20 protein-coding genes are annotated in these 26,014 nt (G+C 41.1%); 12 read left to right on the top strand and 8 right to left on the bottom strand.

Annotated features, from left to right (window positions below; genetic code table 11):
- Nucleotides 1-49 precede the first annotated feature (49 nt).
- Nucleotides 50-1,903 (bottom strand): sensor histidine kinase, encoded by a 1,854-nt coding sequence (locus AACU25_RS09955; RefSeq protein ID WP_096575158.1) that lies wholly within the window; start codon nt 1,901-1,903, stop codon nt 50-52.
- Between the two features lie 491 nt (nt 1,904-2,394).
- Here AACU25_RS09955 and AACU25_RS09950 point away from each other — a divergent pair, with 491 nt between their 5' ends.
- Nucleotides 2,395-3,234, top strand: a complete 840-nt coding sequence (locus AACU25_RS09950; protein ID WP_096583638.1) for an ABC transporter permease subunit — start codon at nt 2,395-2,397, stop codon at nt 3,232-3,234.
- Nucleotides 3,235-3,349: 115 nt separating this feature from the next.
- Here AACU25_RS09950 and AACU25_RS09945 read toward each other — a convergent pair whose 3' ends face one another.
- A complete protein-coding gene (locus AACU25_RS09945; RefSeq protein ID WP_096575156.1) occupies nt 3,350-4,051 on the bottom strand; it encodes a sugar transferase in 702 nt (233 codons plus the stop codon).
- 448 nt (nt 4,052-4,499) lie between these two features.
- Entirely contained in the window at nt 4,500-8,411 is a 3,912-nt protein-coding gene (locus tag AACU25_RS09940) for a hypothetical protein (protein WP_096575154.1), read from the bottom strand.
- 682 nt (nt 8,412-9,093) lie between these two features.
- On the opposite strand from AACU25_RS09940, the gene AACU25_RS09935 reads away from it, so the two are divergent.
- The 3 genes from AACU25_RS09935 to cobT all read left to right on the top strand — a co-directional run bounded on the left by AACU25_RS09935 (nt 9,094) and on the right by cobT (nt 11,922).
- On the top strand, nt 9,094-9,792 hold the full coding sequence (locus AACU25_RS09935) for a Crp/Fnr family transcriptional regulator (RefSeq protein WP_045870616.1): 699 nt from the start codon (nt 9,094-9,096) through the stop codon (nt 9,790-9,792).
- 13 nt (nt 9,793-9,805) lie between these two features.
- The gene (locus AACU25_RS09930) at nt 9,806-10,564 is read left to right on the top strand and encodes a DUF2232 domain-containing protein (RefSeq protein ID WP_096575150.1); all 759 of its coding nucleotides are present in this window, start codon (nt 9,806-9,808) and stop codon (nt 10,562-10,564) included.
- A 173-nt stretch (nt 10,565-10,737) separates the two neighbouring features.
- Complete coding sequence (gene cobT / locus AACU25_RS09925; protein ID WP_096575148.1) at nt 10,738-11,922, top strand: nicotinate mononucleotide-dependent phosphoribosyltransferase CobT; 1,185 nt, start codon at nt 10,738-10,740, stop codon at nt 11,920-11,922.
- A 202-nt stretch (nt 11,923-12,124) separates the two neighbouring features.
- Here the strand turns inward: cobT and AACU25_RS09920 are convergent, their stop codons facing one another.
- Nucleotides 12,125-12,499, bottom strand: coding sequence for a hypothetical protein (locus AACU25_RS09920; protein ID WP_096575146.1), 375 nt, complete (start codon nt 12,497-12,499; stop codon nt 12,125-12,127).
- Nucleotides 12,500-13,268: 769 nt separating this feature from the next.
- On the opposite strand from AACU25_RS09920, the gene AACU25_RS09915 reads away from it, so the two are divergent.
- Entirely contained in the window at nt 13,269-14,420 is a 1,152-nt protein-coding gene (locus tag AACU25_RS09915) for an extracellular solute-binding protein (RefSeq protein ID WP_096575144.1), read from the top strand.
- Between the two features lie 289 nt (nt 14,421-14,709).
- Nucleotides 14,710-14,979 (top strand): nucleoside triphosphate pyrophosphohydrolase family protein, encoded by a 270-nt coding sequence (locus tag AACU25_RS09910; protein WP_096575142.1) that lies wholly within the window; start codon nt 14,710-14,712, stop codon nt 14,977-14,979.
- A 224-nt stretch (nt 14,980-15,203) separates the two neighbouring features.
- On the opposite strand, the gene nifT is transcribed toward AACU25_RS09910, so the two are convergent.
- From nifT to AACU25_RS09890, 4 genes are all read right to left on the bottom strand, one after another.
- Nucleotides 15,204-15,407 carry a putative nitrogen fixation protein NifT gene (nifT, locus tag AACU25_RS09905; RefSeq protein WP_096575140.1) on the bottom strand — a complete coding sequence of 68 codons (204 nt, stop codon included), beginning with the start codon at nt 15,405-15,407 and terminating at the stop codon, nt 15,204-15,206.
- Nucleotides 15,404-15,670, bottom strand: a complete 267-nt coding sequence (locus tag AACU25_RS09900) for a nitrogen fixation protein NifZ (RefSeq protein ID WP_096575138.1) — start codon at nt 15,668-15,670, stop codon at nt 15,404-15,406. Before AACU25_RS09900 ends, nifT begins: the two co-directional genes overlap by 4 nt.
- 66 nt (nt 15,671-15,736) lie before the next feature.
- Nucleotides 15,737-16,852, bottom strand: a complete 1,116-nt coding sequence (nifV, locus tag AACU25_RS09895; protein ID WP_096575136.1) for a homocitrate synthase — start codon at nt 16,850-16,852, stop codon at nt 15,737-15,739.
- A 221-nt stretch (nt 16,853-17,073) separates the two neighbouring features.
- Nucleotides 17,074-17,328, bottom strand: a complete 255-nt coding sequence (locus AACU25_RS09890) for an Asr1405/Asl0597 family protein (RefSeq protein WP_096575134.1) — start codon at nt 17,326-17,328, stop codon at nt 17,074-17,076.
- Nucleotides 17,329-19,062: 1,734 nt separating this feature from the next.
- On the opposite strand from AACU25_RS09890, the gene nifB reads away from it, so the two are divergent.
- From nifB to nifD, 6 genes are all read left to right on the top strand, one after another.
- Complete coding sequence (nifB, locus tag AACU25_RS09885; RefSeq protein ID WP_096575130.1) at nt 19,063-20,514, top strand: nitrogenase cofactor biosynthesis protein NifB; 1,452 nt, start codon at nt 19,063-19,065, stop codon at nt 20,512-20,514.
- Nucleotides 20,515-20,632: 118 nt separating this feature from the next.
- Nucleotides 20,633-20,992: an ATP-binding protein gene (locus AACU25_RS09880; protein WP_096575128.1), complete on the top strand. Its 360-nt coding sequence runs from the start codon at nt 20,633-20,635 to the stop codon at nt 20,990-20,992.
- A complete protein-coding gene (gene nifS / locus AACU25_RS09875; RefSeq protein WP_096575126.1) occupies nt 20,989-22,185 on the top strand; it encodes a cysteine desulfurase NifS in 1,197 nt (398 codons plus the stop codon). The genes AACU25_RS09880 and nifS overlap by 4 nt, the downstream gene beginning before the upstream one ends.
- Nucleotides 22,186-22,275: 90 nt before the next feature.
- The gene (nifU, locus tag AACU25_RS09870; protein WP_096575124.1) at nt 22,276-23,202 is read left to right on the top strand and encodes a Fe-S cluster assembly protein NifU; all 927 of its coding nucleotides are present in this window, start codon (nt 22,276-22,278) and stop codon (nt 23,200-23,202) included.
- A gap of 206 nt (nt 23,203-23,408) precedes the next feature.
- Nucleotides 23,409-24,302: a nitrogenase iron protein gene (nifH, locus tag AACU25_RS09865; RefSeq protein ID WP_096575122.1), complete on the top strand. Its 894-nt coding sequence runs from the start codon at nt 23,409-23,411 to the stop codon at nt 24,300-24,302.
- A gap of 182 nt (nt 24,303-24,484) precedes the next feature.
- Entirely contained in the window at nt 24,485-25,981 is a 1,497-nt protein-coding gene (gene nifD, locus AACU25_RS09860; protein WP_096575120.1) for a nitrogenase molybdenum-iron protein alpha chain, read from the top strand.
- The last annotated feature ends 33 nt before the right edge of the window (nt 25,982-26,014 follow it).

Raw genomic sequence — 26,014 nt, 5'->3', positions numbered from 1 at the left:
CACCAATTACCAATTACCAATTACCAATTACCAAATGACAAATGACAAATCACCTTTGACTAATAGGTATTTCAATTTGAAACTCAGTTCCTTCTCCCAGTTCTGATATGCATCTCAGATATCCCTTATGTTTTTCCACGATAATTTGATAGCTAACTGCTAACCCTAAACCTGTACCTTCTCCTACTGGTTTTGTCGTAAAAAACGGGTCAAATATTTTAGATTTCACTTGCTCACGAATTCCAATACCATTATCTTGAATACTAATTCTCACCCAATCTTTTTCGGTAATTTGAGTGCGTATATTAATAATATTTGTAGCAATTTTATTTCGATTAATTGAACATTTCTGACCTTGGCTTTCAAACGCTTCGATAGAATTCATTAAAATATTCATAAATACTTGGTTCAGTTGCCCAACATAGCATTCGATGGCTGGCAAGTTACCATATTCTTTGATGATTTCAATTTCTGGATAACCAGGCTTGCTTTTCAGGCGATGTTGCAAAATCAGCAATGTACTTTCAATACCTTCATGAATATTGACTGATTTCATTTCAGCTTCATCCAGCCTTGAGAAGTTCCTTAAACTTAGTACAATCTCACGAATACGCTGGGCACCTACTTCCATAGAATTTGTAATTTTTGGTAAATCCTCACAAATATAATTTAAGTCAATATCTTCGGTAAATTTAAGGATTGCTGGTTCTGTTTGAGGGTAGCGTTTCTGGTAAAGTTCAATTAATGCAATTAAATCATTTGTATAGTTAGTAATATAAGATAAATTGGCATAAATAAAGTTTACTGGATTATTAATTTCATGAGCAACACCAGCTACCATTTGACCAAGAGCAGACATTTTTTCTGTTTGAATGAGGTGAGTTTGTGTCTGCTTTAATGAATTTAAAGCTTGCGTTAGTTCATGAGTTCGTTCATCTACCCTAGTTTCTAAAGTCTCACGTGCTAATTCTAGTTCATCAGTGTATTGCGCTAGACGTTGAATTAAACTATTGAGCGAGCTAGCTAAGACTCCTATTTCATCTTTTGTAGTTACAGGCGCTAATATATTAAAGTTCAATTCTTCAGTTGTACGCTTTGCAACTTTAGTCACAGCTAAAATAGGAGCCGTTAATAGGTAGCTTGTGTAGTGAGCAACAATACCCGCTAGTATTATTGATAGTAAAACGCTGGTGGCAACAATTTTAAAGCGGATTGTTTCTGCATCACTTAATGCTACTTCCGCTTGTTTCTCATCCTGATAAGAGGCATTAATTACGTGATTTAAGTCATCATCAATTAAATCATATTCTAGGGCTATAGAGCTGCTAGAGAATTTAACTAACAATTCTTGTAATGGTTCAATATCTTCTAGTTTAAAATTATAGTTAGCAGGAATCTCTGCCATCAGCTTTTCTACTTGGCTGATATATTCTTCTTTTATTCTTGAATGAGCTTTGAGAAAATCTGGTATCCCTTCACTGTTGTTCTCATGTTGATATTTTTCGCTATTCACATGAGTTTCTACTTCAGACCACAGATTTTTCAGTTCAAGTGCATACTTAGCAAAATCAGCGTATTGATGATGCAATAATTTTGGTTTATGGGTAATTACAGCAATAACTTGTTGTTGACTATTCCTTGTTTGTAAAATAGCAGTCTGCAAGCGATGGAGTAGCTGTAGTTCGTACTGGGCAGAATCTTTCTGCTGTCTAGCTGGTCTTTGGTAAAAATCTCCAACTATCAACCCGCCAACTGTACCTAAAACGGCAATACTAAGACTCAGGATATAACCATAACGAATTTTTTGTCCAATAGTAAAATTATGAATTATTTTTAATATCCAACTGTTATCTATTTGAAGAAAAACATCAAATATTTTTTTATAAATATGATTTTGTTGCATATTAAAAAAAAGGAGCAGATTACTAACAAATTATTAAAATACAACAAAATTATTACTTGCAATAATCTATTAATTTATGAAAATCACTTAACTTGCTATAGATTAAATTTATTATCTAATACATTGATTACGTTTAGCAATATTAGAAAATAGGGCAAGATTTGTTGAATATTAATATTTATCTAAATATTAGCAATAAAATTAATATGGGCAAGTATTTTCTAAAAAACTTCAATCTACTGATATCAAAGCCTCATTTGAATATATAAAATTAGCAGATTAAAATTTAATATTTGCAGTAATTACTATAATTTACTTCCGAATAATTACTGATTTTTTGGGATTTTTGCCATTGGACTAGAGGCAGAAAAATTCAATATTAGTAATTTTTACTTAATAATTGATAATTTCGTATGCAAATTAATAGATATAAACCAGGAACATAGCAAAAAATAATTATAATGTTTGAAATTGGTAAATTTAGTTTAGCTATGAAAATTTTTCGGCAGAATTCCCAATTTAAGATTTTAGGAACATATAGTATTTTAGGCGCGATCGCACTCTTAACTCTGTTTCCTTTGCTGTGGCTAATTAGTACAGCCTTAAAATCACCCACAGAAAACATTTTGCAGTCGCCACTGCAGCTGTTACCCAGCCAACCTACATTAGATAATTTTGCTAATGTCTGGAATTCTCTACCTTTTTCCCAGTATCTCTACAACAGCACGCTGGTGGCATTGTTGACTGTGGGTTTAAATCTGCTGTTTTGCTCCTTAGCAGCCTATCCCTTAGCCAGGTTGTCATTCCCCGGACGAGATTGGATTTTTATCGCCATTGTTTCCACGATTATGATTCCCTTTCAAATCGTGATGATTCCCTTATATATTTTGACTGTTCAAATAGGTTTGAGAAATAGTTATTTAGGAATGATTTTTCCGAGTTTAGCTTCGGCTTTTGGGATTTTTCTATTGCGCCAAGCTTTTATGAGCGTTCCTAAAGAAATAGAAGAAGCTGCCCGTATGGATGGCAGCTCCGAGTTAGGTTTATGGTGGTATGTAATGTTGCCGGCAGTTCGCCCAGCCCTTGCAACCCTGGCTATTTTCGTCTTTATCGGTTCTTGGAGTGATTTTTTGTGGCCGTTAATTGTCATCCAAGACGAAAACTTATACACTCTTCCCCTGGGCGTTGCAAAGCTTGCAGGTACGTTTTCTCTTGATTGGCGGTTGGTAGCTGCTGGTTCAGTAATTTCTATTGCCCCTGTATTGGTACTATTTCTCTTCTTGCAACGCTATATCGTACCTACAGAAACTGGTAGTGGCGTAAAAGGCTAAACAATTCAAAATTCAATATTATAAATTACCAAAAATTTTGGAGTATACACTCATAATGTTGAATTCTGTCTCATGGTGAGATAGGCACACCCTGACTAGCAAGAGTGGCAGTAAATTAATAAGCACCTGTCTTTAAAAAGACAACCCTGATAGTTTTCAAAATAAGGCTGAGGTCGTAAACAACCGACCACTTACGCTGATAGTCGATATCCATACTGACTACTTTTTCAAAGTCGGTAATACTAGAACGACCATTAGCTTGCCATTCTCCAGTAATACCTGGCTTAACTTGCAATCTTTCCCAATGATGAGGTTCGTAATGAATCACTTCATCAGGAGTAGGTGGACGAGTACCAACTAGACTCATATCTCCCAGTAGGACGTTCCAAAACTGAGGTAATTCATCTAAGCTGGTACGACGTAAGAACTTACCCACACGAGTAATGCGGGGATCGTCTACAGCTTTAAAAATGTGACCTTGAGCTTGGTTTTTTACCAAATGCTTGAGTTTGTCAGCATTGACAACCATCGAGCGAAACTTCCAGATACGGAAGGGTTTACCCTGAAGGCCACAACGAATTTGCGAATAAAATATCGGGCCTGGATCATCAACAAAGGTAAGAATTGCTACAGGAATTGCTACCATTACTGTAATGATTAGCCCGATGATCGCACCGAAAATATCAATCAATCTTTTTGCTGTGCTGCTGATAGAGGGGTGTAAAGACTGTGGCGATAGATTTACGGAATCAATCTGATTCCATAATGCTAAATTCTCCACAGTACAACCTTTTGCATCAGTAGTATAAGTAGACATGGACATAGTTTGCCTGCGGTTGTGACTGGACTGTACCGTTTCACTTATGTTCAGTTGCTACTGAGTTTGTACTGAGTGCTAATATAGACAATTTTTTTATCTACTATCGGAAGATTTAAGGTAGCTTTACACAATCTTTCAATTGAACAAAAAAATATAAAGTTTCAGTATATTTTCGTAAGAGAAAATAATTAAGTGATATGGAAATGGGGAATTGGGCATTGGTAATGGGTAATTGGTAATTGGTAATTGGTCATTGGTAATTGGTCATTGGTAATGGGTAATTGGTAATTGGTCATTGGTAATTGGTAATTGGTGTTTGATTATTCTCCTTTATCTCCTTGTCTTCCTCATCCCCAGTCCCCAGTCCCCAGTCCCCAGTCCCCAGTCCCCAGTCCCCAGTCCCCAGTCCCCAGTCCCCAATCCCCAGTCCCCAATCCCCAATCCCCTAAACCTCTAAAGCAAAATTAACAGTATATGGTTCCTCTAAAGATTGCTGTGTACTGGCTTTGATGGCATCGAGATAGCGACGTAAATATGAAAGTTGTTGCGTATTCGGTCGATAGGTGAGACTACCTTGTTTTTCAAACAGTGGGGCAGATGCGATCGCATGATAATCTGGGTTATTTTGAGAACTTTGGGTGAGCCATGCAGTATCAGGCGGGTTGGGTATTAAACCGGCAGGTAATTCTCCTTCTAAGAAGGCTAATAGGCGTTGTTGACAGATGCGGGTATTAATGCCACGACCCTCAAATAACTGGATGATTTCGCTAAAGGAGAGGGGTCTATCGGGCAACAATCGCAGCAATTCTGTAAATAGGAAATAATCGGTATATTGTTGCCTGGGGATTTCTAAAACTTGGGGATGTAGCGGTAACATCGCTAAACCATAAGCAACTCGACTACAATTAGGCGCGCCATTTTCACCCAGATAGGAATCTTGAATTATTTTGGCGTTGGGGAGTTTTTGTTTCAGCCAGCGATTGACTGTAGCGATGGAAGCCACGCCACCTGTTAAGATAGCTTGGTTAATTGCTTCTGTGGGGATACCACGCGCTACCAGTAACTTATTCAGTTCGCGATTTAAGCGACGCACAAAGGGAACTAAGACTTGGCTTTCCAAATCTCGCCTTTGTAAAACCCATCGCTGATCGGCTAAATCGAGAGTGAAAGATTCTTGGTGTTGTAAGATTAACTTCAGAGCTAATGCCGCATCTAGTACAGCTTGCCCCAACAGTGAACTTTCTAAACGCTGCTGGAGATAAATCCGCGCCACAATATCTGGTTCGCCAACTCGCGGAAGTTCTAAATCTTCTAACCCCAAACTTTGCCAATGCATCTGATCTAAACCAGGAATATTTGATTGCCAAAGTCCAGGCTGACTGCTAATTTGCTCCCCGGTAATTTCCGAGCGCAATTGCCGAGATTTGGGTGGTAAAAGTAGTTGACAGATAATATCTTGCTCAATGCCCTTACCTGCATAAGCAAAGCTATGCAGCATGAAGTCATTATGGGCAAATTGCGATAAGTTTTCTGGTAAATCAACTAATGCCATTTCTGTGGCGGTAGCCCCAATATTGATGGCTAGGGTATCGCCTACTAGGGGTTGTTCGTTGCTGTGTACAGAACGTAAACCTTGACTATGGCTTAACTGTACTGCTTCACCATTACCAGCATCGAGTACACTCAAAAGACTTGCGATCGCTTCCTCAACAAAAAAGACTTGCTGTGGATGTTTGACTAATTTGCTATTGAGTAAAGCTTCTCGCAAATTAAAGCGATATTGTTCTGACCAACTAGATGGGCAAGTACAGATGACACCTGCAATATTATTAATAATGTTGTGGAAAGCTGGCTCTTTTAAACCTATCGCTGTTGCAGTTAAACCTTGAGTAGTACTTTGGCGATCCGACTTGAGCGTTAAGAGGAGTTTAGCGAGCGATCGCACTACCCAAACTAAAGGCCCCGCAGAAAATTCATTAAATTGCAGCACGGGTTCCCATTTTTGCCTAGCACTCTTGTAGGGAATGGCTACTTGTAAATAAGGTTTCAACTGTGCAGAATACAGTGTGCTTTTTAATTTGGGATCTGGCTGTGGTGATGTGGCTGCTGTTTGCCCAGAAGCCGTAGGTAGATAAACTTCTGCTGGTAACCGAAACGATTGCTGGAAAGCACTACCGCCTGCTGGATTTTCTGCTGACCAGTAAATAGGATACACAACATAGGTAGAGCGATCCAAAAGTGCGGCGGAAATACCTGTTGTACCAAAATCAATTCCTAGATACCAGTTCGAGTCTGGAGTATTTTGCGGTGCAGGTTCTGGCTGATTGAGGCTGGGCGCACCAGACAAGGAAGAAGTTGCTGTAGTTGAAGTCTCTTCCTTTTTTTTTTCGATAATTGGGCTAAAGTTAAACTCAGCTTCTGGCTGTGGGAAGGAAGTGGGAGTAATTTGAGGCGCTTCCGTCTGATTCAAAGCATTGGGGGACAGATCCTCTGCTGGTTCCTGGGGTACAGTTTCCTGAATTTGCTGTTGTTGGGCTTGATTGCTGCGATTTACCCAACTGGTGATTAGCGGTGACTGAGAATTTAGCAACCCATCAAAGTTAGCCAAATCTTGATCCAATAGCTGCAGCTGCTCATCATCCAAGGAAATATCTGGCATGGTAGCTGCAGTCTCTAGAGAAAGCAAATTTTCTCTAGGCGAAGCTGGAATGTAGCTATCTGAGGAGTTTTCTGGCGGCTCATCGTGAGTTTCAACTTCTGTCCTTGAGCTAGAAGCTATTACTGTTGTTGAATTTGAGACATCTGCTGGTGGAGATGAAACTGCGATCGCATCTTGGTGATCATCGCCTAATTCAACTAACAAGTCTGTGAGGGATGTAATTGTATCGGTATTAGCTTGATTAGCTGCAACCTCGGTTGTGGTTGTAACTGCGGCTACTGGTGGCGTTGTTAGTGGAGTTTCATCAAAAAATAACGTTTCCCATTCTTGGGAAAATAAATCTGTGGGTGGTGGAGGTAAATTTTCGACTGCAGTTAAAGTTTCTTGACTTGCTTCTGCAACAGTAATTTCTGTTGGCTCTAACTCCAGATTGTTTGGCTTTTCTACAACAACATCTACAGATTCCACTGGCTCAGTGGATAATTCTGATGGTAAAACAGCTTCAGGTGGCGACAGTTCATTAGTAACAACTTGGTGCGGCTCTATTTCTGCAATAGGCTGAGTCTCATTTTTCTTACCAAACAAACTGGCATAAAGTTTATCTACTTCATCTACTGAAGAACTATCTGACTGTAATGTAGCTGGTGTTGCAGCATCAGGAGCCTCGAAAGAGGATGACGCATCTGCAATCAGTTCCAACAGCATTGCATCCAACTCATCGGGAGGTGGAGTATTTTCTGCTGGCGCTGGTAAATTTACTAATGGTTGATTGACTAATTCAACCTTAGTTTCATCTGGCTCTAGGGTTGCTGGAATTACTTCTTCCCTAGGTGTGGATAAAGATGCTGGCTGTTGGGGAAATTCTTGTAAATAATGCGTCAAATTATTCACAAAGCTCACCATGACTTGTTCCCCTTGCAACCCTTGAGCGTGCATTCTTGTCAGGGCTTGCGATAGGGATTCATGGTAGGTGCGAATATTGCGCTGTAATGCCTCAAAAACGATATTTAAAGTGCCATCAAGTGATAATAACCGTTGGTCGAATTCCTGACCTAATCTAGTTAGCTGCTCTATCTGCTCAGAGGATTGTAAGAAAGGTTGAGGTGTCGCTGCGGCGGTTTCAGAGTTAGTATTATTAGCTACAGTAGAACCAGAAGAATTCGCTAAACTCTGTGTTAACTGTGAGGTTAAAGCAGGCATGAGGCGACTAACAAGCACCTTTAAAAATTCTTTAATGATCTGTTCTTGGGTGGCTAACTGCTGAGTCAGGGAATAGCTATGTAGCCGCCTTTGCTCTAATTGCCTAATTTCTTGTACTAGCGTGGCTCGCTCTTGCAACAAAGTTGCTAATTCTGCTTGTAGCGGCTGAAGTAAAGCTTTGATTTCACTATTTAAATTTTGCCCCAGAGTTGTACTCTGTTCTTCACTTGCTGGCTGTGAAGCTTGCTGAAGATTTTGATCGACAAATTTTGCTAACAAAGGCGATCGCGGTTTTTGTTCTGTGGGCTGGTTTTGACTATCACTCGCCAAAACATCACTTTCTCCCAATCTCACAAGAAAATCGCGAATTCGGTCTAAAACCTCTTTTGGCTCCTGCGCCTGACTAGACAGGAGTTTAGACAGGCGCTTACCATTACTGGCAAGTAAATTGTCAATATCTGCAATTAGTCTTTGAATTTCATCTGCGCGAGAAGTCACTGTATATACCTTAGGTAGAACTTTCTGTCAATCTTTAAGCAAATTAATTTACAATTATTGAAGCTACGCGGGTTGGCGCTTTGCCAATCTCCCGATCGCACTTCTAAGTGCAATTATGTTTATGTTATAGATTATGGGAATTTAAGCTATCGTCAATAGACCTTGGGCAGAAATTGATATTGGGCATTGGTAATTGGTAATTGGTAATTGGTAATTGGTAATCGGTAATTGGTAATTGTTAATCGGTAATTAGTTCTTTTCCCCTTGCCCCCTGCTCCCTGCCCCCTGCTTTTTCCCAATCCCCAATCCCCAATCCCCAATCCCCAATCCCCAATCCCCAATCCCCAATCCCCAGTCCCCAGTCCCAAATCCCCAAACAGTTAAGTTAAGAGTATAAGGTTAGCAAAAATTAACTACCTTGAGTATCATTAATGTGTCTACTGAGGTTAGGAAGTCAAGAGTTGGCGATCGCGTTTACCCATAAAGAATAACTTTAGGAGGCGTTTCTAGACTCCCTGAGGTTTTTAAATACTAAAAAAACAACTCTTGAGTCGCTTTCTTGTGTAACATAGTTTAGTTTTATTTTTGTAAAGTGTTCTGATAGCTTAGGCTTAAAGATAACACTGTCGTTTGTTGTGTATCCAACAGCTTTATTTAATAAATATGTAATTCAGATTTTGTAATGGAAGACCGATTTAGCCTGCAAACACCTGCCAATCCCTGGATGCTCTCGACTCCCTTTTTTCAAGGGCTACCAGAGTTGGTTGTGGAAACAGCCCTCACTCATTTTGTGACCCGTACTCATCCACCCAATCAAGTAATTTTACTAGAAAATGATTGGGGTGGTTCAGTATACTTCATTGTTGATGGTTGGGTCAAAATTCGTACCTATAATTTAGAAGGCAAAGAAGTAACATTAAATATTATTGGCAAAGGTGAACTGTTTGGGGAAATGGCGGCACTAGATGAAGTACCTCGCTCTACCGATGTCATTACCCTCACACCTACTGTTATTGGTAGTATGCCATCCCAGGACTTTGTCAAGTTACTTCAAACAGAGCCTATGGCAGGAATGCGATTAGCTCAACTCATGGCGCGGCGTTTGCGACAAGTCAATCGCAGACTGCGCTTGCGGGAATCTGACAGCCAATCACGGGTAGCTGATACTTTGCTGTTTTTGGCGGAAGGACAGGGAAAAAAGGCACAAACAGGCACAGAAATTCCTAATTTACCGCATCGAGAACTCAGCAGTTTAAGTGGGTTGGCACGAGAAACAGTAACACGAGTCTTGACAAGGCTAGAAAAGAAAGGCTTGATTAAACGGGATCAAGATATTATTTGTATTCCTGATTTGACTGCCTTGGAAAGAATGATCGTTTAAATACTTGTCAAATATGAGCATTTTAGATTCTTTGCCAGATGAGCCACAGCCTGGTTCATCGCCTGAATCTCAAACCCCGCAAAATCGGTCAGACAAACAAGGCAATTCGCTCAAGTTTGACAATCAAAGCACGCTGCAACCTCCCCAATTAAAGGTAGATGCACCTTTAAGGATGGTGGAAACAGCGTTTTTGGCTAGTACTGCGAGTTTGATTTGGTTTATTAATTTTTATTTTCCTTTGGGCCCGGTATTAAAAATATTTTTTCCGGTACCGATCGCTCTAGTCTACCTGCGTTGGGGGCGACGCGCTGCTTGGATGGCAGCAGTTACATCTGGCTTGCTGCTAGGGGTGTTGATGGGCCCTGTTCGTAGTTTACTATTTGTGATGCCCTATGGTTTTATGGGCGTGCTGTTAGGTAGTGCATGGAATCGCCGTGTTCCTTGGATAGTTTCTATTAACTTGGGTATGTTACTCGGGACTTTAGGGGCTTTCTTTCGGGTATGGTTTTTGTCGGTGCTATCCGGTGAAGACTTATGGATTTATGCAATTAACCAAGTAACAGAACTATTAGAGTGGATATTTCTGAAGCTGGGATTATTAATCAACCCCAGTACATTTTGGATACAAATCGGAGCGATCGCTTTGATTATGTTCAATAATTTTATCTACTTGTTTGTAGTCCACATAGGAGCATGGCTGTTGTTGGATCGTCTGGGAAATCCTATCCCCCGTCCGCCTCGCTGGGTACAAGTTTTGATGGATTATGAATAAAAGTCAAAAGTTGCAGAGACGCGATTAATCGCGTCTGTACAAGAGTCAAAAGTCAAAAGTCCAGAGTCCAGATTTATAGTAATTGAACTTTATACCAAATCGCACAAATATTAGGAACCTAAGCTTAGTCGCATTCACCCTTGACCTTTGACCCTTGACCCTTGACCCCTCCAATGATTAGTATTTATACTCAAATAGCACAGGGGGAAGCTTGGATTGCTAAGTATCGCGATCGCTTACCTGTGTTTGCTTGTATTTTAGGATTTACAGAAACTGGTTTGATTCCGGGGATTTCTGCGGCGGGAAAAACTCCAGAAGATAGAAAGTATACAGCTTGTGCTGATGCAGAATTTCTCTACTATGGTGCTGAACACCAAGCCAAATATCCTCTACCACCACTAGCGGCTGGTGCGTCGCCTGTGCTCATTTCTCGTGCTGTGGTGGAAGCGCTGAAAACATCTGTTTATTTGTTTAATGCAGGATTACCCTACACCCCAGCAGTACCCACAATCGATTTGGGTGGCTTTCCTGCTAGGTGTTTAAGTCAAGGTAACGCAATGGAATTAGCAACAGTCAAGCACTTGCTAGAACAAGGGTTGCTTTGGGGTACTAAACTGGCTGCTAATCAAGATGGGTATTTAGTTTTAGGAGAATGTGTGGTTGGTGGCACAACTACCGCCTTAGCAATTTTAACTGGCTTGGGCATACCAGCCGAGGGCAAGGTAAACAGCAGCCATCCTATTTGTAACCATGACCAAAAATCAGCCTTGGTACAAGCAGGTTTGGAAAAAATGAGGCAAAGACTAAGCAATCCCCAATCGCCAATTACCAATTACCAATTACCAATTACCAATTACCAATCCAAAGTAGATCCTCTAGAACTGATCGCAGCTGTTGGTGATCCCATGCAAGTGGTGGTGGCGGGAATGGCGATCGCAGCTAGTCGCAGTTGTGGTGTGTTGCTGGCTGGTGGGACGCAAATGCTAGCTGTTTATGCCTTAATTAATGCGATCGCCCAAGCTTACAATTTATCTTGGCAACCCGAAGAAGTAGTAGTAGGTACAACGCGTTGGGTAGCAGAAGATCCCACTGGGGGAACGGTGGAATTAGCCCTCAGTTTAGATAAACAAGACATAATGAAGGGTGGAGAAACCCCACCCTTACTAGCTACACAACTGAATTTTACTGATTCTTGTTATCCCCAACTCCAGGCTTACGAACAGGGCTTTGTGAAAGAAGGTATGGGCGCTGGAGGAGCTGCGATCGCTGCTCATCTTAGTCTAGATTGGCAGCAAAACCAACTTTTGGAAGCCATCGAAAAACAACTTGAGAGATTGAGCAGATTCAATCAACTATAGCGGATCTCAAGACTCAGCAAGTGACGGTTTATCAGGTTACAAAAATCACCAAATTTAGATTTTAAATCGAAAACTTTGGATTGAAATTGTGAAATATTTAAGCTACAAGCTACTGATTGATTTGGGAAAAAATTAAACATCCAAAATTTAAAACCCCGTAGAAGGCATGGGGTCAATCTAAAATCTAAAATTGTTGGACAAATTAGTGAATTCTTTCTCGGAGTAATTGTTCTTCTAAGGCTGCAATGCGATTGTACGCTGCAGTTAATTGTGCTGTTAGTCTTTGTATTTGAATTTCTGGGGAGATAGTTTTTTCTCCTCCTTGACGATTCATATCGCTGTAAATGCCATCAGCCAATACATCCTTATGTTCCATTTCAGGATTGTAATTAAGATTCCCCCGGAACTGATAATGTACAGCTTCGGTATTGTCTGAATAACTATCTCTTGCCTGGGTTTTAGCTAAAGAGCATTCTGATAGAGTTTGAGTCACTTTACCATCAAGCTCCTCAATCACTTGGCAGAGGTTATCCAGCTTATGGCTCAAAGTCGTGATCTGCTTTTGTAATGGCTCCATTTAATACCCTAATCCGCATATTTTCTCTATGTTATTCAATTTACTGCCGACCTTAAATATACTTATGAATTATTTAATTTTTGCCAACTTCTGTTGGATTGTGAAACTAAAGTCATTACTTATCAATATATCTAAATATTTTCCTTAGTAGCTCTCATAATTTTGTTGAGTAAATTTAAGTTTTTGGGATTAATTTTGCGATAAATTCAATAAAATAGAGATAAGTGAAGATTTTCCTGCCCAAAAACCAACTACTATAGCCATTTTCGTGATTTTAGCAGCATAATTTAGTTAAACTGAGACGCAAAAATCTTAGTTAGACAGGTGTGTAATTCCCAGAAGAGTTACACACGAAAGCTTATGCAATGCTATTACTAAGGTAAAGCCGAGTCAGCCATTCCCGGCGCGATCGCGCCTCTCTCAGGTCAGGAGTTTGTAGGACAATATCAATCAAATATGCGGGGGATACATTCTCTACAAATCATGTGATTCGACCATAAAGCAGAGAAAGCAAGCTCAGTTGCGTAATTCAGCCAATTAAGAAAAAGTACAAAAGCATTAGCCTGTATCAATTACAGCAAGCACAAGCAAATTTCCACATCTATCAAAAGTAGGATAAAAATTTAGGAAGCTGTGGTTGACTGTTAACCGTTGACTGTTGACAGTTAACATTTAATTTTTGGTGTTCCCTCAAGAGGTCAGGTTGTGAAAATTCTGGTGTTTCAATGCTTAACATAGGTATAATGCAACATCACATATCCCATAATCGATGGATCGACGGTCGTTTTTATTAGCCACAGGTACACTGGCAATTTCACAACTACTTATTGGCTGTGGTGGAAGCAACCGGACGCAGCTGAAAGTACAGCTATTAAAAGGTTCCATACCCGGCCAGGTAGTTAATGAATTTCAGAAGAACTTACAGCGACAGGTAGAGTCTAAGTTTACTCCTGTTGATCAAATACAAGATTTATTCAAACAATTGCAAAGTTGGCAGGAAAAGCCAAAAACTAGTGATGAACAAGGATGGAGTCGGTTTATCCCATTTCAGCAAAACCAAAAAACACCCGTAGCTGACATAGTCACATTGGGAGATTATTGGCTGAAAGCGGCGATTCAACAAAACCTAGTTGAGCCAATAAATCAAGGACAAATCAAACAATGGTCGGCTATAGATGAAAAGTGGAAGCAACTGGTAACGCGCAACGACCAAGGTAATCCCGATCCACAAGGGAAAGTTTGGGCAGCTCCTTACCGTTGGGGTAATACAGTATTAATTTATAACCGCCAGAAGTTTCAAGAATTGGGATGGAAACCCCAAGATTGGAGTGATTTGTGGCGAGAGGAATTGCGATCGCACATTTCTTTACTCAATCACCCACGAGAAGTAATTGGTCTAGTTTTAAAGAAATTAGGAAAATCTTACAATACCGAGAATCTTGAGCAAGTACCAAACTTGGAAACAGAACTGCGGACATTAAATCAACAAGTTAAATTCTACGATTCTCGAACCTACCTAGAACCTTTAATTGTTGGTGACACCTGGCTAGCACTTGCTTGGTCTGAGGATGCAACACCAGTATTATTGCGTTATCCGCAACTAGCAGCAGTTATCCCCCAATCGGGAACATCATTATGGGCCGATTTATGGGTACGCCCCAAAGGTGCTGTTAAAGATGATTTATTAAATAGATGGATAGATTTTTGTTTACAACCCGCGATCGCTAAACAAATTGCGATTCTCACCAAAACTAACTCGCCAACTGCTACAAATATTGCAGCTGCAGATATTCAGGAACCATTACTCAATCTTTTAGTGAATAATCCTGCAGTTTTCGATAAAAGTGAATTTTTGCTTCCCTTATCTGATTCAGCCACAAAGCAATACGAAACTTTGTTTACCAAAATCAAGCAAGGATGAATCAATTCAAAATTCTCTCTTGGAAAGTTCTGAGCGGAGGAAACCTCCGCTCAGACTTTCCGCAAAATTCAAAATCAATCATTAGGCGGAAATGATATCAAAGGATGTTTGAAGGGCACAACATTGTTGTGTCCTGTCTGCTTCATTTACCTACAAACACGTAATTCCAGACAAATGCCGATGCTGTAAATTCTTTACATGAGATATAATGCTGCTTTCAACTGTGTGAACAATATTACTAAATAATTGCAACTATTATTTACTACATTAACTCAAGGTGTAACTAACCATGCAATTACACGATTATCAAAAAAAAGTAGAAGCGACTAATAATGATAGTGATTATAACTATGAAGTAAAAATTTCCTCCACAGCAGGAATGGTATTAACACAAGCTGAGGAAATTAACGAAATGATAGACAAATTATTGGTAGATTTTAAGCCAATAGACCGCGAAAAGCTCACCAAAAAATTAAGCGGGCTTTTATATTGGAGTGTAGTATTAATGAATCACTTTGATGTAAATATCGAAGATATTGCTAAAAGGTCTCTTGATTGAAACGAGCGCTACAAGAGATTTGAAATAATCTAATATTTAGGCTGACTTATAAAAAACTTTCATACAATATTCTGCGAGATTTTTTGGGCTCATAAAATAAGGTAAAAAAGTCTAGTTAACATATTAAATTTTATCGATTCCTGGTATGTAGGAAACCCTGATGATAAATTGGTGCGTTGCGCTGCGCGACAACACACCCTACCAACTTATTCAAGAAATTTTGTTTAGGAAAGCCTTTTTGCTTCTACAGTCTGCGGTAATTTTAAAGGTTCTGATAAATCTGGAATTGCTAATTCCCAACCATTAGCTAAGGTAAAAATTTTACCTTCCGAACCCTCTGTTTGGCTCACAACTTCTTCCTCAAGGTCTTTTTTAGCAACATATACTAATAACTGTCCAGCAGAATTCTGACGCAGCATTACTTTCATTTAGATTCCTCAACATTTTCTAGTTCTTTTTTCCGGCAACCGACTATTACACCCTTTTCTATAAAATGCACCGCATAAATATAGGAAGTTTGCAAAAATGTACCAATACTAACGATGTAACCAATTTCTCCTTTTTTTGCTAATGTTTCCCCAATATCTTTCCCAGGGTAAGTGCCATCGTTGCGGATTAATTTGCGAGTTCTGACTTTTGAACCAATTTCAAATACTGGGGGTAAATCAAGTTCTAGTTCGTCCAATTGCATAAAATTTATATCAATTCAAAAACTCATCCAAAATTTAAAATCTCAAATCTCAAATCTAAAATTTAATCATCTCTCAGATGGAACTAAACTCAAAAGTTCTTCTAGATTCAAGCTGCGTTTATTTTCTACAGATTGTTGCCTTACTGCATTTAAGATTGATTGGGTTTCATCTGGGTTTAAATTGATCCCTTGCTGCTGTAGTAAGTTAGCTACTAAATGCCGACCTGAATGTTTACCCACAACTAAGCGTCTTTCCCAGCCTACTTCTTCTGGTGCAAAAGGTTCGTAAGTCACAGGGTTTTGCAAAACGCTATGAGCGTGAATTCCTGATTCATGAGCAAAGGTATTTTCACCGACGATCGCTTTCCAAGGAGGTACATGACAACCTGATGCAGTTGCTACCATTCGCGAAAGCTCTAATAACCGAGTGGTATCAATTCCTAAATCAATTCCTTGGATGCGTTTGAGCGCCATCACCACTTCTTCTAAGGCGGCGTTACCAGCTCTTTCCCCCAAGCCATTCACGGTTGTATTCACCGCTAAGGCTCCAGCTTGCAACCCAGCTAAAGCATTTGCGGTTGCTAAACCGAAATCATTATGGGTGTGCATTTCCACTGGGATTGATAAATACGTCACCAATTGATGAACTCTGGTGTATGTAGTAAAGGGGTCGAGAATGCCGATAGTATCGCAAAAGCGAAATCTGGATGCACCCCAATCTTGAGCATAAAGCGCTACATCTAAGAGGAATTTTTCATCGGCTCTAGAAGAATCTTCGCCACCGACTGCTACCCAAAGACCGCGATCGCGTGCAAAGCTAATGGCATCTTTGAGTTTTCTTAACATCAAGCGCCACTGTCCATGAAACTTGGCAGCAATTTGAATTTCGGAAACGGGAACAGATATATGTACGCGCTGCAACCCACAGGCGATGGAAGCCTGAATATCTGAGATATTCGCACGGTTCCAACCTAAAAGTTGAGCTTGTAAACCCAAGCGAGAAATTGCGGCGATCGCTTGGGTTTCCACTTCACCCATTGCGGGGATACCTACTTCTAATTCACCTACACCAATAGCGTCTAATAATTTAGCGATCGCTACTTTTTCCTCAACATTAAAGGCCACACCCGCCGCCTGTTCTCCATCCCTTAGTGTAGTATCGTTAACAATGATCGCATTCATAATGCCCAACGCCTCTTGTAGGATTTTAGCTTTTCCCCTGGGGATTAATTGCTATTAGCAATAGTGGTATGATGAATTACTCAAACTTTATTTCTTGGCTCGTAGCAATAAATAGCCAAAATATGTATTCACAATTGCCGGAATAACTATCAAACTCATACTGGCAAGTAATACTGTCATCATGCTAGCTTCCTCATGCTTAAATTTTCATCAGCAAGTAATTAATAATTCACTTCTGCTGTACAAGATTTTTCTAGCCAATCGAGTAACTCTTGCCGAGCAGCAAAAGAATTGTGGGCATGACTGCGAACAAAAAGAGCCGCGATCGCATGATTAAAACCCACCATGACAGAATGATCTGCTGGCGACCTACAGGGAATCATTACATCTTGTAAGTGCTGATAAATTCGCCAGCGATCGCTAACAGGTATCTCGGAAATTTGCGTATTGAGATTACAAGTAGGAGGCTTAAACATAAGCAAAATGCCTGTAGAAAATTTTGATTCTTAATTATTCATGATTCATGCTCAAAAATTTGAATTTATACCTATTCAACAATCACTAATTAACTACTACACTTAAAAATCTATGTAGTATTGGTGAAAATTATCGTTATTAAAGAAAACTGTACTCTTGTACAGACGCGATTAATCGCGTCTCTTTTGACTTCTAAGGCAGCGGGACTAGTCTATTTCTATCCCGCCCAGTTTATAAGAACTAGTTATACCAGGTGACTCTAACCATACCAGTGCATTTATTAGCTTGTACTCAATTACTATCAATCCTGATTTCATCAGAATTTACAAGCAGAAAAAAAAATTTTTACCCCAAGGTACTAGTATTTATCAGAGTCAATAGTCAGTACTGATTTATTTAAAAATGAAAGCTCCATCAGGATTTGACCGGATTTTGCTCATGGTTGCTTGCATATAAATTTGTACTCATCTCAATATTAGATGAAAAATATTGAAAAATAATTTTCTGTATCTGAAGCTACGTTTTACTATGATTAATTGTTAATTGATTAAATAGATTAACCTTCAAAATTCTGTAGCTGTATATACATTAATCACAGAAGTAGAAATATTTGCAAATTTTTGAGCAAATATTTTTGCTTTATGTATGCTATACTTGCTCTAGGCGAACAAAAACTATTAGGGACTTCCAAATAAAAAAATATCCCAGTATGTATTGTGGGGTGGACATCTTGTCCGCCCAGTTTATGTGGCGGGCAAGATGCCCGCCCCACAAGATGGAATAATTTATTTCTTGGAAATCCCTTAACGCTCCCAAGTAACTCATAAAGGCAAAAACTTTGTATATCAAGGATTTCGCATTGTTGAAATGGGTGCTTTTCTGAAACAGTTTGATGGGGTAAAAGCCTCAACGGGAGTGACCCCGCACATAATTAGCTCAACTTTGTGCTGATCCGCATTAACGAAAAACCCTGCAACGATGAAAAAAGTGGTTCTGTATCTCATGACACGATTTTTGGTTAAGTTATTTTAAAATTAAATTTTTCCATGAGAAAAGTGTTATTTTGGATACGGAATTGAATTTCGCTTAACAACTGGGGCAGTAATAAGTTAACTACTCCAGTTATTTGTCTCTCAAATACCCAAATAAATAGTGCTTTGGGTAGCAATGGTGCAATATCTGAGTACAGATAAAACCCAACCAAAAAACACCTCAAATTACACTCAAACTCTTGGTAGTGCTAGGTTCAAGGCGAGTACAGAAATACTTGAACCCCTTCATCATAAATACTCGTACCTAGTGCAGAAAATACTAGTACCTATACCTAAAAACTTTTTTTAAAATTTTTGCAAAGCTTGGCAAGTATCAGTTTCACTTTTTGAGTACAAGCTTAATAAGTTTAATAAATTATAAAAAACACTCACAACTTCCGTTTGTGAGGCGGCTGCTATAAATAAAACACGTAGCGCACAACACCCAAGGCACTAACACAAATGTATCGCTAAATACTGAATGCACTAACAAAAACTCGACAGTTATAACTATCAAAAGTTGTAGCGAGAAGTAATTGAAGATGCGATATTAGCTGTTCCACATTCAATTTGCATATTTAATAATGTGGATTTTTGAGCTTTGACAGTTAACTGTTAACAGTCAATATTCAACAAACTTGGCTGAGATTGAAAGCATCTTCCATAATGCCAGCCCCCAACCCTAATACGTAGCGAAATTCAATGACACCACCTACAGGGCTTTTAACTTCTGCCACTACGGAGATAACAACTCAAGCCAAATCTGGCGGTTGTGGTTGCAGTAGCAAAACCGATACCACAACAAGTTTAGATGAAAAAATCCAAGCAAGGATTGCAAAACATCCTTGCTATAGCGAAGAAGCTCATCATCACTATGCGAGGATGCACGTTGCAGTAGCACCAGCTTGTAATATTCAATGCAACTATTGCAACCGCAAATATGACTGTGCAAACGAAAGCCGTCCTGGTGTTGTCAGCGAACTGCTCACACCAGAAGAAGCAGCGCATAAAGTTTTAGTGATTGCAGGCAAAATTCCCCAAATGACCGTTTTGGGAATTGCAGGCCCTGGAGATCCCCTAGCGAATCCAGAAAAAACTTTCCGCACCTTCGAGTTAATTACTGAGAAAGCACCAGATATCAAGCTTTGTCTGTCAACTAACGGATTGATGCTTCCCGATTATGTGGATCGAATTAAACAACTCAACATCGACCACGTCACCATAACTATTAATATGGTAGACCCAGAAATCGGAGCGAATATTTATCCTTGGGTTCACTACAAACGCAAGCGCTATAGAGGAATTGAAGGTGTCCGCATTCTGCATGAAAAGCAGATGGAAGGATTACAAGCCCTGCAAGAAGCAGACATCCTTTGCAAAGTTAACTCGGTCATGATCCCGGGAATTAACGACGAACATTTGGTAGAAGTCAACAAAGTCATTCGTTCCAAGGGCGCATTCCTCCACAATATTATGCCCCTGATTTCTGCCCCAGAACATGGTACTCACTTCGGTTTAACAGGTCAGCGCGGCCCCACATCTAAAGAATTGAAAGCAGTACAAGATAGCTGTTCTGGCAATATGAAAATGATGCGCCACTGTCGCCAGTGTCGCGCCGATGCAGTGGGATTGTTAGGTGAAGACCGTAGTCAAGAATTCACCAAAGATAAATTCATGGAAATGGCTCCAGAATATAATCTAGAGCAACGCCAAGAAGTCCATGCAGGTATTGAGAAATCGCAAAAAGAAATTCAAGCCGTCAAAGAAAAGGTAGTAGAGACATTACATACAACATCTCTACAAGACAGACCCAAAATCTTAGTTGCAGTCGCCACTAAAGGCGGTGGTTTAGTTAACCAGCACTTCGGTCATGCTAAAGAGTTTATGATTTACGAAGTCGATGGTAGCAGTGCTAAGTTTATCGGTCATCGCAAGATTGACCATTATTGCCAAAGTGGATATGGCGAAGAAGCCACTTTAGACAACATTATTAATACTATTTCCGATTGCAAAGCGGTTCTGGTTTCCAAAATAGGTCACTGTCCTCAAGAACAATTGCAGAAAGTTGGCTTACAGACCGTTGAAGCTTACGACGTAATTGAAAAGGTTGCTTTGGAATTTTACGAGCAATGGATTTTAGGGAATAGGGAATAGGGACTGGGGACTGGGGACTGGGGACTGGGGATGAGGAAGAAATAATTACTGCCAATTACCCATTACCCATTACCCATTACCCATTACCAATGCCCAATACCCAAAAAGGAGGATAGTTATGAGTTACAAGATTACCAGCCAATGTATTTCCTGCGATCGCTGTCGGTCTGTATGTCCCACAGGTGCAATCAAAATCACCACAGATGGTCACTACTGGATTGATTCTAACCTTTGTACAAACTGTGTTGGTGCTTATAGTGTTTCTCAATGTCTCGCTTATTGTCCTACACAAGATGGTTGCATTCCTGTGCCGACTGATTATTGGGAATGGTGGTTTGCTACTCACGATCGCCTAATAGACAAGTTAACAGGAACATCACAAACAGATTACTGGAAACGCTGGTTTAATCTGTATTCTCAAAAACTTTCCGAGCAATTATCTAAGCGCAAGCAAAAAGTGGTGAGTGTAGAAGCATGAGTGTGATTTATTTAGATAACAATGCCACGACTAAGGTAGATGAGCAAGTTATAGAGGCGATGCTGCCCTACCTCACCGAGTTTTACGGTAATCCTTCTTCGATGCACAGCTTTGGCGGACAGGTAGGGAAAGCAGTTAGGGAAGCTAGGGCGCAAGTTGCATCCCTTTTGGGAGCCGAAGATTCCGAAATTATCTTCACCAGTTGCGGTACTGAAGGCAATAACGCAGCTATCAAAGCAGCTTTAGCAGCACAACCAGAAAAACGCCATATTATTACTACTCAAGTAGAACACGCAGCAATACTCAATGTCTGCAAACAACTAGAAAAACAAGGCTATACAGTTACCTACTTATCTGTAGATGCTCAGGGACAAATCGACTTGATGGAACTAGAAGCTGCCCTCACTGGCAATACTGCTTTAGTTTCTACAATGTATGCCAACAATGAAACCGGCGTGATTTTCCCCATTGAGCAGATTGGGTTACGGGCGAAGGATGCAGGCGCTATCTTCCATGTAGATGCTGTGCAGGCGGTGGGTAAAATTCCCCTCAACCTCAAGACTAGCAGCATTGATATGCTCACCCTCTCCGGTCACAAACTCCATGCTCCTAAAGGGATGGGTGCATTGTATGTCAGACGCGGTGTGAGGTTCCGTCCCCTGTTAATTGGTGGACACCAAGAACGAGGACGCAGAGCTGGTACAGAGAACGTTCCCGGTATTATTGCTTTAGGCAAAGCTGCGGAATTAGCACAAGTACATTTAAAAGATATACAACGGGAAAAAGCATTACGCGATCGCTTAGAAAAAGGTTTGCTGACTGCGATCGCTGACACTCAAGTTAATGGTCATCCCACTTCCAGATTACCCAACACCACCAATATCGGTTTCAAGTACATCGAAGGCGAAGCGATTTTATTATCCCTCAACCAATACGGCATCTGTGCATCTTCTGGTTCCGCCTGTACTTCTGGTTCTTTAGAACCCTCCCATGTTTTACGAGCAATGGGCTTACCATACACCATTCTGCACGGTTCGATTCGCTTCAGTCTTTCACGCTACACCACTGAAGCCGAGATAGATAAAGTCCTCGAAGTCATGCCCCCAATTGTCGAACGCCTACGGGCTATCTCTCCATTCAACAACGACCAAGCTGACTGGCTGCAAGGGCGGGAAGAAGCGTTGGCTCATTAAGAGAGCAGAGGGAGCAGAGGAAGCAGGGAGGCAGAGGAAGAAGTTTTCCTTTATACCCATAAATAAAAAATAACCAATTTAAACAAAGTCATGTGGGAATATACGGATAAGGTATTAGAACTTTTTTACAATCCCAAAAACCAAGGTGCGATCACAGATAACAATGAAGCAGGTGTGGCAGTGGTTTTTGGAGAGGTGGGCAGTATTGCTTGCGGAGACGCGCTGAGACTGCACCTTAAGGTAGAAGTAGACAGTGATAAAATTCTTGATGCTCGGTTTCAGACCTTTGGTTGTACAAGTGCGATCGCATCTTCTTCGGCTTTGACTGAGTTAATTAAAGGTCTAACCTTAGACGAAGCTTTGAAAGTCACCAATAAAGAGATTGCCGAATATCTAGGCGGATTACCAGAAGCCAAGATGCACTGTTCGGTGATGGGACAAGAAGCTTTAGAAGCGGCGATTTTCAAATACCGAGGAATTCCGGTAGTTGCTCATGACGATGATGAAGGCGCATTGATTTGTAGTTGCTTTGGGATCAGCGAATCTAAGGTTCGCCGGGTGATTCAAGAAAACAGCCTCACTACTGCCGAACAAGTAACCAGCTATATCAAAGCAGGTGGCGGTTGCGGTTCTTGTCTAGCAAATATCGATGACCTAATCTCTGCGGTGCAACAAGAATTATCTATTGGTACTAGCTACAAATTAAGCACAAAAATTGCTGCCACTACTCAAGAAAAATCCGCACGACCACTAACAACCGTCCAAAAAATCGCCTTGATTCAAAAGGTTCTAGACGAAGAAGTTAGACCACTACTGATTGCCGATGGCGGAGATATTGAACTGTACGACGTAGATGGCGATCGCGTCCAAGTAATGCTGCAAGGTGCTTGTGGTTCCTGCCCCAGTAGTACCGCAACCCTCAAAGTAGCCGTTGAAGCCAAATTACAAGAGCGTGTGAGCCTAAGCTTACGAGTAGAAGCAGTTGACCCTATGTTTAGCCTCAGTAAGGGTCGTTAAAAATCACACCAATTACCAATTACCAATCACCAATTACCAATTACCAAACCATGCAATCTTTCTCTTTTCTCATTCGGAATGTGTTAGAGCGAGCGCCACCAGCGACTTTCTCAACTGCGATCGCCTAGTTACTAGGAGCGATCGCATCTATAAAACCCAAAAGTTGACAAAACCAAAACCATCAACCCATTACTAGGAAAACAACCATGACTGACAACATTAGACAAATCGCATTCTACGGTAAAGGCGGTATCGGTAAGTCTACAACATCTCAAAACACGCTTGCTGGTCTCGCGGAAATGGGTCAAAGGATCATGATCGTCGGATGTGACCCGAAAGCAGATTCTACCCGTTTGATGTTGCACAGCAAAGCTCAAACCACCATTCTGCACTTAGCTGCTGAACGTGGTGCAGTTGAAGATATAGAACTCGAAGAAGTATTGCTGACTGGTTACCGGGATGTTAAATGTGTGGAGTCAGGTGGGCCTGAGCCTGGTGTCGGCTGCGCTGGACGTGGGATCATTACCGCTATCAACTTTTTGGAAGAAAACGGCGCTTACGAAGACCTAGATTTCGTTTCCTACGACGTATTGGGCGACGTTGTTTGCGGTGGTTTTGCTATGCCTATCCGTGAAGGCAAAGCGCAAGAAATTTACATCGTTTGCTCTGGTGAAATGATGGCAATGTATGCTGCCAATAACATTGCACGAGGCATTCTCAAGTATGCTCACTCTGGTGGTGTACGCTTGGGTGGCCTAATCTGCAACAGCCGTAATGTTGATGGCGAAGTGGAATTGATTGAAGCATTGGCTGCGAGACTCAATACTCAAATGATTCACTTTGTTCCCCGTAACAATGTAGTTCAACACGCTGAACTGAGGCGGATGACCGTAATCGAATACGCTCCTGAGCATCCCCAGGCGGAAGAGTACCGTATTCTCGCTCAGAAGATCAAAGACAACACCAAGTTAACTATTCCAACCCCCATCTCAATGGACGAACTGGAAGAACTGCTAGTTGAATTCGGCATCCTTGGCGGTGAAGAAGAGTACCATAAGGCAGTTGCAGAAGACGCAGCCAAAGCCGCTGTTGTTGTTTAAGCTTACTCGTCAGCTAATTGTGGGCTGGAGTTAGCGCAAGAATTAAATGGGTTGATGAGTAGACCCGCAAAGAACCCTCCTGAAAATCATCCATCTATTTAGCTACCCGCCCACTTTCCTACTTTTACTCCCTACTCCCTATTCCCAAACTCTGCGATCGCAAGTAGTCAAGAGGATAAACTATGACACCCTCCGAAGCCGCAATTTTAGAGCAAACCACTGCTACCGAGGCAGCATCAGAAATTGATAAAAAAGCCTTGCTTCAGGAAGTTCTGGAAGCATATCCTGACAAAGCCAAGAAAAAACGGGAAAAGCACCTGAACGTTTACGAAGCAGGTAAGTCCGATTGTGGTGTTAAGTCCAACATCAAATCTGTTCCCGGTACAATGACCACCCGTGGTTGCGCCTACGCAGGTTCCAAAGGTGTGGTTTGGGGGCCGATTAAGGACATGATTCACATCAGTCACGGCCCTGTAGGTTGCGGTTACTACTCCTGGTCTGGTCGTCGCAACTATTACATCGGTACAACTGGCATTGACAGCTTCGGTACAATGCAGTTTACTTCCGATTTCCAAGAACGGGACATCGTATTTGGTGGCGACAAAAAACTTGCCAAACTCATCGATGAAATTGAAGAATTATTCCCCCTGAATCGTGGGATTTCCATTCAATCAGAATGCCCCATCGGTCTAATTGGGGATGACATCGAAGCTGTTGCTAAGAAGAAAGCAAAAGATACTGGCAAGACTGTTGTTCCCGTGCGTTGCGAAGGCTTCCGAGGTGTGTCTCAGTCCCTCGGACACCACATTGCGAACGATACCATTCGTGACTGGGTATTCCCTAAAGCTGACAAAGCCAAGAAAGAAGGCACTCTCGGATTTGAGCCTAGCCCCTATGATGTGGCAATCATTGGTGACTACAACATCGGTGGTGATGCTTGGTCTAGCCGCATCCTGTTAGAAGAAATCGGCTTACGCGTTGTGGCTCAGTGGTCTGGAGACGGTACTCTACATGAGATGATGCTCACCCCCAGCGTGAAACTGAACCTAGTTCACTGCTACCGTTCCATGAACTACATCTCCCGTCACATGGAAGAAGCTTATGGTATTCCCTGGTTAGAATATAACTTCTTCGGCCCCACCAAAATTGCTGAGTCCTTGAGGGAAATTGCCTCCAAGTTTGATGAAACCATCCAAGCAAAAGCAGAAGAAGTCATCGCTAAGTACGAAGCGCAAACCAAAGCAGTACTCGATAAATATCGCTCTCGCTTAGAAGGAAAAACCGTTGCTCTCATGGTGGGTGGTTTGCGCCCCCGTCACGTTGTTCCTGCCTTTGAAGACCTCGGCATGAAGCTCATTGGTACAGGCTACGAATTCGGTCACAACGACGACTACAAACGTACTACTCACTATGTTGAGAACGGCACATTGATTTATGACGACGTATCTGCTTATGAATTTGAGCAATTTGTTAAAGCACTCCAGCCTGACTTAATAGCCTCTGGTATTAAAGAGAAGTACGTATTCCAGAAAATGGCACTTCCTTTCCGCCAAATGCACTCGTGGGATTATTCCGGGCCCTACCACGGCTACGACGGATTTGCAATTTTCGCCCGTGACATGGATCTCGCTCTCAACAGTCCCACCTGGAGCTTAATAGGCGCTCCTTGGAAGAAGTAATACAGCCTCTTCCTCTGCCTCCTCTGCTCCTCT

Origin of the sequence: Tolypothrix tenuis PCC 7101 (genome assembly GCF_963874875.1) — a bacterium.
Taxonomy (GTDB): domain Bacteria; phylum Cyanobacteriota; class Cyanobacteriia; order Cyanobacteriales; family Nostocaceae; genus Aulosira; species Aulosira tenue.
The sequence above is the reverse complement of the archived record's forward strand: the minus strand, read 5'-3'. Positions and strand labels throughout refer to the sequence as shown.